This window comes from bacterium, assembly GCA_023135785.1.
Lineage (GTDB): Bacteria > CAIJMQ01 > CAIJMQ01 > CAIJMQ01 > CAIJMQ01 > CAZNJA01.
Window position 1 is genome coordinate 1 of the sequence record JAGLSL010000101.1, and the last position, 5901, is coordinate 5901.

General features: G+C 36.4%; 6 protein-coding genes and 2 tRNA genes. 6 read left to right on the forward strand and 2 right to left on the reverse strand.

The genetic code is table 11. From position 1 onward, the window contains the following. Window positions 1–452 (forward strand): anion permease (locus tag KAS42_06565; GenBank protein ID MCK4905882.1); only part of this gene is annotated, 452 nt, incomplete at its 5' end. Between the two features lie 118 nt (window positions 453–570). Here the strand turns inward: KAS42_06565 and KAS42_06570 are convergent. Next, complete coding sequence (locus KAS42_06570; GenBank protein ID MCK4905883.1) at window positions 571–1962, reverse strand: anion permease; 1392 nt, start codon at window positions 1960–1962, stop codon at window positions 571–573. Then, window positions 1959–2426: a CBS domain-containing protein gene (locus KAS42_06575; GenBank protein MCK4905884.1), complete on the reverse strand. Its 468-nt coding sequence runs from the start codon at window positions 2424–2426 to the stop codon at window positions 1959–1961. Before KAS42_06575 ends, KAS42_06570 begins: the two co-directional genes overlap by 4 nt. 338 nt (window positions 2427–2764) lie before the next feature. Between KAS42_06575 and KAS42_06580 the strand changes: the two genes are divergently transcribed. The 5 genes from KAS42_06580 (at window position 2765) to KAS42_06600 (ending at window position 5699) form a co-directional block, all read left to right on the forward strand. Next, window positions 2765–2837 (forward strand) — tRNA-Lys (locus KAS42_06580). A 134-nt stretch (window positions 2838–2971) separates the two neighbouring features. Continuing rightward, window positions 2972–3044: transfer RNA gene (locus KAS42_06585), tRNA-Glu, on the forward strand. 58 nt (window positions 3045–3102) lie between these two features. Then, entirely contained in the window at window positions 3103–3777 is a 675-nt protein-coding gene (gene queC / locus KAS42_06590; GenBank protein ID MCK4905885.1) for a 7-cyano-7-deazaguanine synthase QueC, read from the forward strand. Window positions 3778–3857: 80 nt separating this feature from the next. Beyond that, window positions 3858–4952, forward strand: a complete 1095-nt coding sequence (locus tag KAS42_06595) for an HD domain-containing protein (protein ID MCK4905886.1) — start codon at window positions 3858–3860, stop codon at window positions 4950–4952. Between the two features lie 6 nt (window positions 4953–4958). Next, window positions 4959–5699, forward strand: a complete 741-nt coding sequence (locus tag KAS42_06600; protein ID MCK4905887.1) for a hypothetical protein — start codon at window positions 4959–4961, stop codon at window positions 5697–5699. The last annotated feature ends 202 nt before the right edge of the window (window positions 5700–5901 follow it).

A 5901-nucleotide genomic window follows, 5' to 3' on the forward strand; every position in this document is an offset into this window, starting at 1 on the left:
ATATCGATTGGGCAAGTTTCTTTCTTTTAGCGGGAATATTTATACTGGTAGGAAGTTTGAATAGCGCTGGTATCATAGGGGATTTTTCAAATAAATTAGCGCAATTTGGTTCACATCCTTTTGGTCTTTATAACGTAATTGTCTGGGTTTCGGTTCTTGTATCTGGTTTTGTTGATAATATCCCGTATGCTATGGCTATGATTTCGGCAATAAAATTATTGGCTAGTTCCCTGAATCTTTCAGTTTATCCTTATGTATTCGGATTGCTTTTAGGAACTTGTATCGGTGGCAATATTACTCCTATCGGCGCCAGCGCCAATATAGTTGCAGTCGGTCTTTTAAAGAAAGAAGGCTATCATGTGAGATTTAGCCAGTTTGTAAAAATAGGATTGCCATTTACTCTTGTTTCTGTAATAGGAAGTTGTTTAGTTAACTGGTTGATTTGGAGATAAAAGAGGTAGCGGTGGAGTAGTGAACTGTCATTCCTGCCCCTGTTCCCCGTTTTCACGAGGACAAGCTTTACAGGGATAAACTCCAGCAGGAATCCACGCATATAATCGCCGGTAGAATTTATCGGTAAAACGGCAGAAATGTTAGTCCTGCCCATACAATACTCGTAGTAATTATACCCACCACAGACCCTATACAAAACCATTGAAGAAAAGATATTTTAATATCCTTTTCCTTTTCCATTATTCCCAAAGCAATAATATTAGCCGTTGAGCCTACTATTGTGATGTTGCCCCCGAAACAACCGCCGAATAGCAGTGCCCACCATAGGGGTTGTAAGTTTAAATTTAGACTTTGAAAACTCTGGATTATCGGTATAAATGCAGCCACTAATACCACGTTATCTAATATACTTGAACCTATGGCAGATATCCAAAGTACTATACCGGTAAGATTTGCTAAACTGTGGCCTGCCAACCCCACCAATCTTTGCGCAAGTACATCAGTCGCACCAGTATATTTTAGAGTTCCCGCTTGCGCGAAAAGCAACATGAAAAATAAAAGTGTCCACCATTCCACATCTTTTTCAATGTAATCTCGCGCTCTTTTCCATTTCCATGCCATTACACAGCCACTGGATAAAAGCGGCATAGTTAATAGTATGGTGTTGGGTTCAAGATTCAAAAGAAGTTCTATACGATGATGTAGGGCTATAAACGCCAGTGTTATAGCGAATATACCTAGACTTACTTTCAATCGTTTATCCGGGGGAACAGAAATTAATTGAATTAGCATCTCATTAGCTCCCAACTTTTTAATCTGTTCATCCAGTTTTTTAAGAGACTTCCTATACCAAAATATTACCAGGAAGATTGTAACGGTTAGACATACCATTGCCATAGGAAATGCCTTAACAATAAAATCTTCAAAAGTTAATCCTGCCTTTGATGCAATTAATATCCCTATAGGATTACCTAATACTGTAGCCGCGCTTCCGATATTTGTCGCAAGAATGCAGATAATGATATAAGGAACACTATCCACTTCAAAATAATCGCATATTTCCAATATCGCCGCCACCATAAAAATAATCGAGATAACTTCTGAAGTCATTGTAGATAGTAATGCTGAAGCAAAAGAAATAATAAATACGAATTTAATCGCAGTCATATTCCTTACTCGTAATATCAACTGAACTATCCATGCGAAAAATCCCGATTCTTTCATCAATGCGACCAAGACCATCATACCTACCAAAAAGAGAATTACATCTAACGAAGCAAATTTAACAACATTTTCTATATTGATAGTATTGGTTATTAATAGAACCGAAGTCCCTATAAAAGCAAAAGCTAAGCGGAAATCCCAGAAGAACAAAGTACCCAATATCGAAATAGAAAAAATAGATATGGCTAATGCCTGCGATATATTTAATCCGATGTTTCTGGAAGTTAATCCCAAAGTAATCGATATAGAAAGAAGCAATGTAAATTTTAAAATAAGATTCTTCATGGTATTTGCGACCCTGTTCTTTCTTCCTCTTCAAAGACAGCTTTTGTAATATCTCCTCTTGCTACTATACCCACAACGAGCTTGTCTTTGTTGAGTATAGGTATCCTTCTGATTTTTTGTGTGAGCATAATACGAGCAACTTCATAAAGGTTTGTATCTTCGTCTACTGCAACTACTTGGCTGCGCATTATTTTTTTTACTTGAATATTGCGGAAATTAGCTATCTTCTGTTTCACTGCTTTGGGATTATCCTGATAAATAAATAGGCCTACCTTTTGAATATAACTGGGTAATATTGTCGATAATGCCTCCTTCTCAGTAAACATCCCTACAAGTTTATGATTATCGTCTATAACCGGAAGCCCGCTGATATCCATTTTCTGTAACAATTTCAATGCTTCTTGAGCATTCATGTCAGGAGAAATATGAGTTACATCCTTTTTCATTATATCTTTTACTTTCATATATTATCCTTTAATTCGCAGATAATTTACGGAACATCAGTGACGTAAATTATAGGCGAAGCCGTCTTGCGAATTAATCCCGAAGCTTAAGCTAAAATTATCGGAGTAGAATTTTAGCTTGTTTTAAGCAAGGGACAAATCCCCCTATTTTTTTAACATTATACTCTCTTTTACTATCGTTTTGGTAGAAAGACTGATTTGTCATTCCTGTGCAAACAGGAATCCATAGAATTGGATAATCTGCCGATATGTATTCTTGACAAAGATATGCAGTTTTATTGTGACTAACTTCGTTTTTAGACATTAAACAATTAATAGATTATAATGAGTCGTTTTTTGGGGCAATAACTCAGTTGGTAGAGTAACGGCCTTTTAAGCCGTGAGTCGGGAGTTCGAATCTCCCTTGCCCTACTATATTAAAATTGAAATACATAGATATACAGTAGATAGACAACGTATTTCAACCCCGTTGATGCTAATACTATCTACGGGGACAATATATTTCTATTTGTTTCCATTGTATTTCCGTTTTTTGATATAGTTATGTCCCCATCGTCTAGAGGCCCAGGACCTCGGGTTTTCATCCCGGTAACAGGGGTTCGATTCCCCTTGGGGACGCTGATTTTTTCGCCTGAGGCGGTAAAAATCATCTGCACAAAATCCAAAGAATCTTCCTATGAAAAAAGCGGTTGTATTAACAAGCGGCGGTTTGGATTCAACAACGGTTCTTGCTCTTTCCAAAAGCGAGGGTTTCAAAATTTACGCTTTAACTTTTGATTATGGGCAAAGACATAAACAAGAACTATCAAGCGCAAAGAAAGTTGCAAAATATTTTGGAGTTATTGAACATAAGATTATAAAAATAAACCTTAGATGCTTTGGCGGTTCTGCTTTAACCGACGATATAAGAGTTCCTCAAGGTGGGAAGATAAAACACAAAAACATTCCTATAACATATGTTCCTGCAAGAAATACCATATTCCTTTCCTATGCCCTTGCCTGGGCGGAAGTTTTAAAATCTCATGATATATTTATAGGAGTCAATGCGGTTGATTACAGCGGTTATCCCGATTGTAGAAGCGAATATATAAAAGCATATCAAAAGATGGCTGACCTTGCGACGAAAGCAAGTGTCGAGGGTGAAACAATAAAAATACATACCCCCTTAATTAATATGAGTAAAGCCGAAATTATAAAAAAAGGTATAAAATTAGGCGTTGATTATTCTATTACCCACAGTTGTTATAATCCTGCGCGAAATGGAGTAGCTTGCAGCAAATGTGATAGTTGTCTTTTGAGGCAAAAAGGATTTAAAGAAGCAGGTATTAGAGACTCTATAAAGTACTCATAAAATCAAGACCTTTTTTTTATCCAATGGGAACGGTTTTAAAATACTTGTAAAAGATGTAGAATGGCACCAGAGAATTTATAATGGCGAAGTTAGTGAAGAGTAAAACCGAAAAAGAAGTGATAAATCTCCGCAAGAAAATTGCCCAATTGCAAAAATTGGAAGCTAAATGCAAAAGTTCAGAATCCAAATACAAAAAGTTAGAACATGAAAATGCCAAACTCAGAAAGACGCTTGATACTACCAAAGAAGCCATATTTATTGCCTCTGCAGATATGAGCATAATATATACTAATTCTGCGATGGATCACCTTTTTGGTTATAAAAAAGGTGAATTGGTTGGTAAAAACCCTACTATCTTTAATGCATACCCCGATCCAGTAAAGGTTATGCAAGATACAATAAAAATTCTTCAAAAGGAAGGATTTTGGGATGGGGAAATGCGCAATAAAAGAAAGGATGGCACGAAATTTACCAGCTATGTGAAGATATGCGCTTTTAAAAATGAAAAAGGTGAAGTAGTGAATTTTATTTCAGTTGCGCAGGATACTACAGAGCATAATAATGTTAAAAACGAACTTAAAGATAGCGTAGATAAATTACGGAATGTTCTTGAGGAAACTATTCATGCCATAGCGTTGACAATTGAAAAAAGAGATCTGTTTACAGCCGGTCATCAACGTCGTGTAGCAGAATTAGCTTCTGCCATAGCAAAAGCCATGAAACTGTCTGAAGATAGAGTTGAGGGAGTTTATATAGCGGGGCTTCTTCACGACATAGGCAAAATCAATATTCCTGCCGCACTTCTTATGAAACCTGCCCAATTGACCGAAATTGAGTTTAGGCTGATAAAGAATCATCCTGGTGTAGCCTATGATATTTTAAAAGGCATAGAATTTCCATGGCCTATTGCCAAGTTTTCACTTCAGCATCATGAAAGGATGGATGGTTCAGGATACCCTAATGGTTTAAAAAACAAAGATATAGCTCTTGAATCGCGCATATTGGCTGTTGCCGATGTTGTTGAAGCAATGTCTTCATCTCGTCCTTATCGACCAGCTCTTGGTGTAGATAAAGCATTGGAAGAAATTTCCAGCAAAAGAGGTCTGCTTTATGACGCCGATGTGGTGGATATTTGTATAAAGCTTTTTAATGAAAAAGGTTTTAAATTCAAATAGAATTAAATGGAAAAGCAGGCAATATTTAATTTTCAAGAAAAGGAAAGCGCAGCTCTACAGGCGTTATCTGACAGTAATAAGATTAAAAAAAATCACAGAAATAAATTTGTTTTATCTCCAAGCAGTTTGAATATTTTCAGGGATTGCCCGCGTTGTTTTTGGTTACAATTAAATTGTGATATAAGAAGACCACGAGGCGCATTTCCATCTATTGCCTCAGGATTAGATAGGGTAATAAAAGAATATTTTGATTCTTATAGGCAACAAGGAATTCTACCTCCGTTACTAAAAGATAAAATTGAAGGGAAACTCATACCGCAACTTCCTCAAAAATTATATTTCAACGATTATACGAAGAACGCTTCTCTGATGGGAATGCTCGATGAATGTTTGATATTGCCTGGAGATATCTATGTGGCTTTAGACTATAAAACAAGAGGGTCATTACCTACAGGTGTCCATCCTGCATATCAGTTGCAAATGGATATGTATACTTTACTGCTTGAGAAAAACAATTATAAAGCCGGCGATATTGCCTATCTTATGTATTTTGTCCCAAGCCCCGGCACACTTCACGAAGGCATTCCGTTTAATATAAAATTAATGGAAGTAAAAACTTCTACCAAAAGAGCGATAGACATGTTTCATGAAGGGCTTGATTTGCTGAAAGCGCCAATGCCGGATTCTTCTTCAGCTTGCGAATATTGCAATTGGGTAAAACAATTAAAAGAAAATAGCATAGAATAAAATGCCGCAGATAATACGATTTGGCGTTTCTATAGAGAAAGAACTTTTAAGTAAATCTGATAAAATAATAAAAAAAGAGTAGTACTCCAATCGTTCTGAAGCTATCAGGGACATTATAAGAAAAGGCCTTGTAAAAGAACAGTGGCAGAGTAAAGCAATAATGATTGGCAGTATTTCTTTAGTTTATGACCATCACAAAAGA

Bases quoted from the DNA above. Each gene is read 5' to 3' on its own strand.
- KAS42_06575 (MCK4905884.1), bottom strand. From the start codon at position 2,426: ATGAAAGTAAAAGATATAATGAAAAAGGATGTAACTCATATTTCTCCT.
- KAS42_06600 (MCK4905887.1), top strand. From the start codon at position 4,959: ATGGAAAAGCAGGCAATATTTAATTTTCAAGAAAAGGAAAGCGCAGCT.
- queC (MCK4905885.1), top strand. From the start codon at position 3,103: ATGAAAAAAGCGGTTGTATTAACAAGCGGCGGTTTGGATTCAACAACG.
- KAS42_06595 (MCK4905886.1), top strand. From the start codon at position 3,858: ATGGCGAAGTTAGTGAAGAGTAAAACCGAAAAAGAAGTGATAAATCTC.
- KAS42_06570 (MCK4905883.1), bottom strand. From the start codon at position 1,962: ATGAAGAATCTTATTTTAAAATTTACATTGCTTCTTTCTATATCGATT.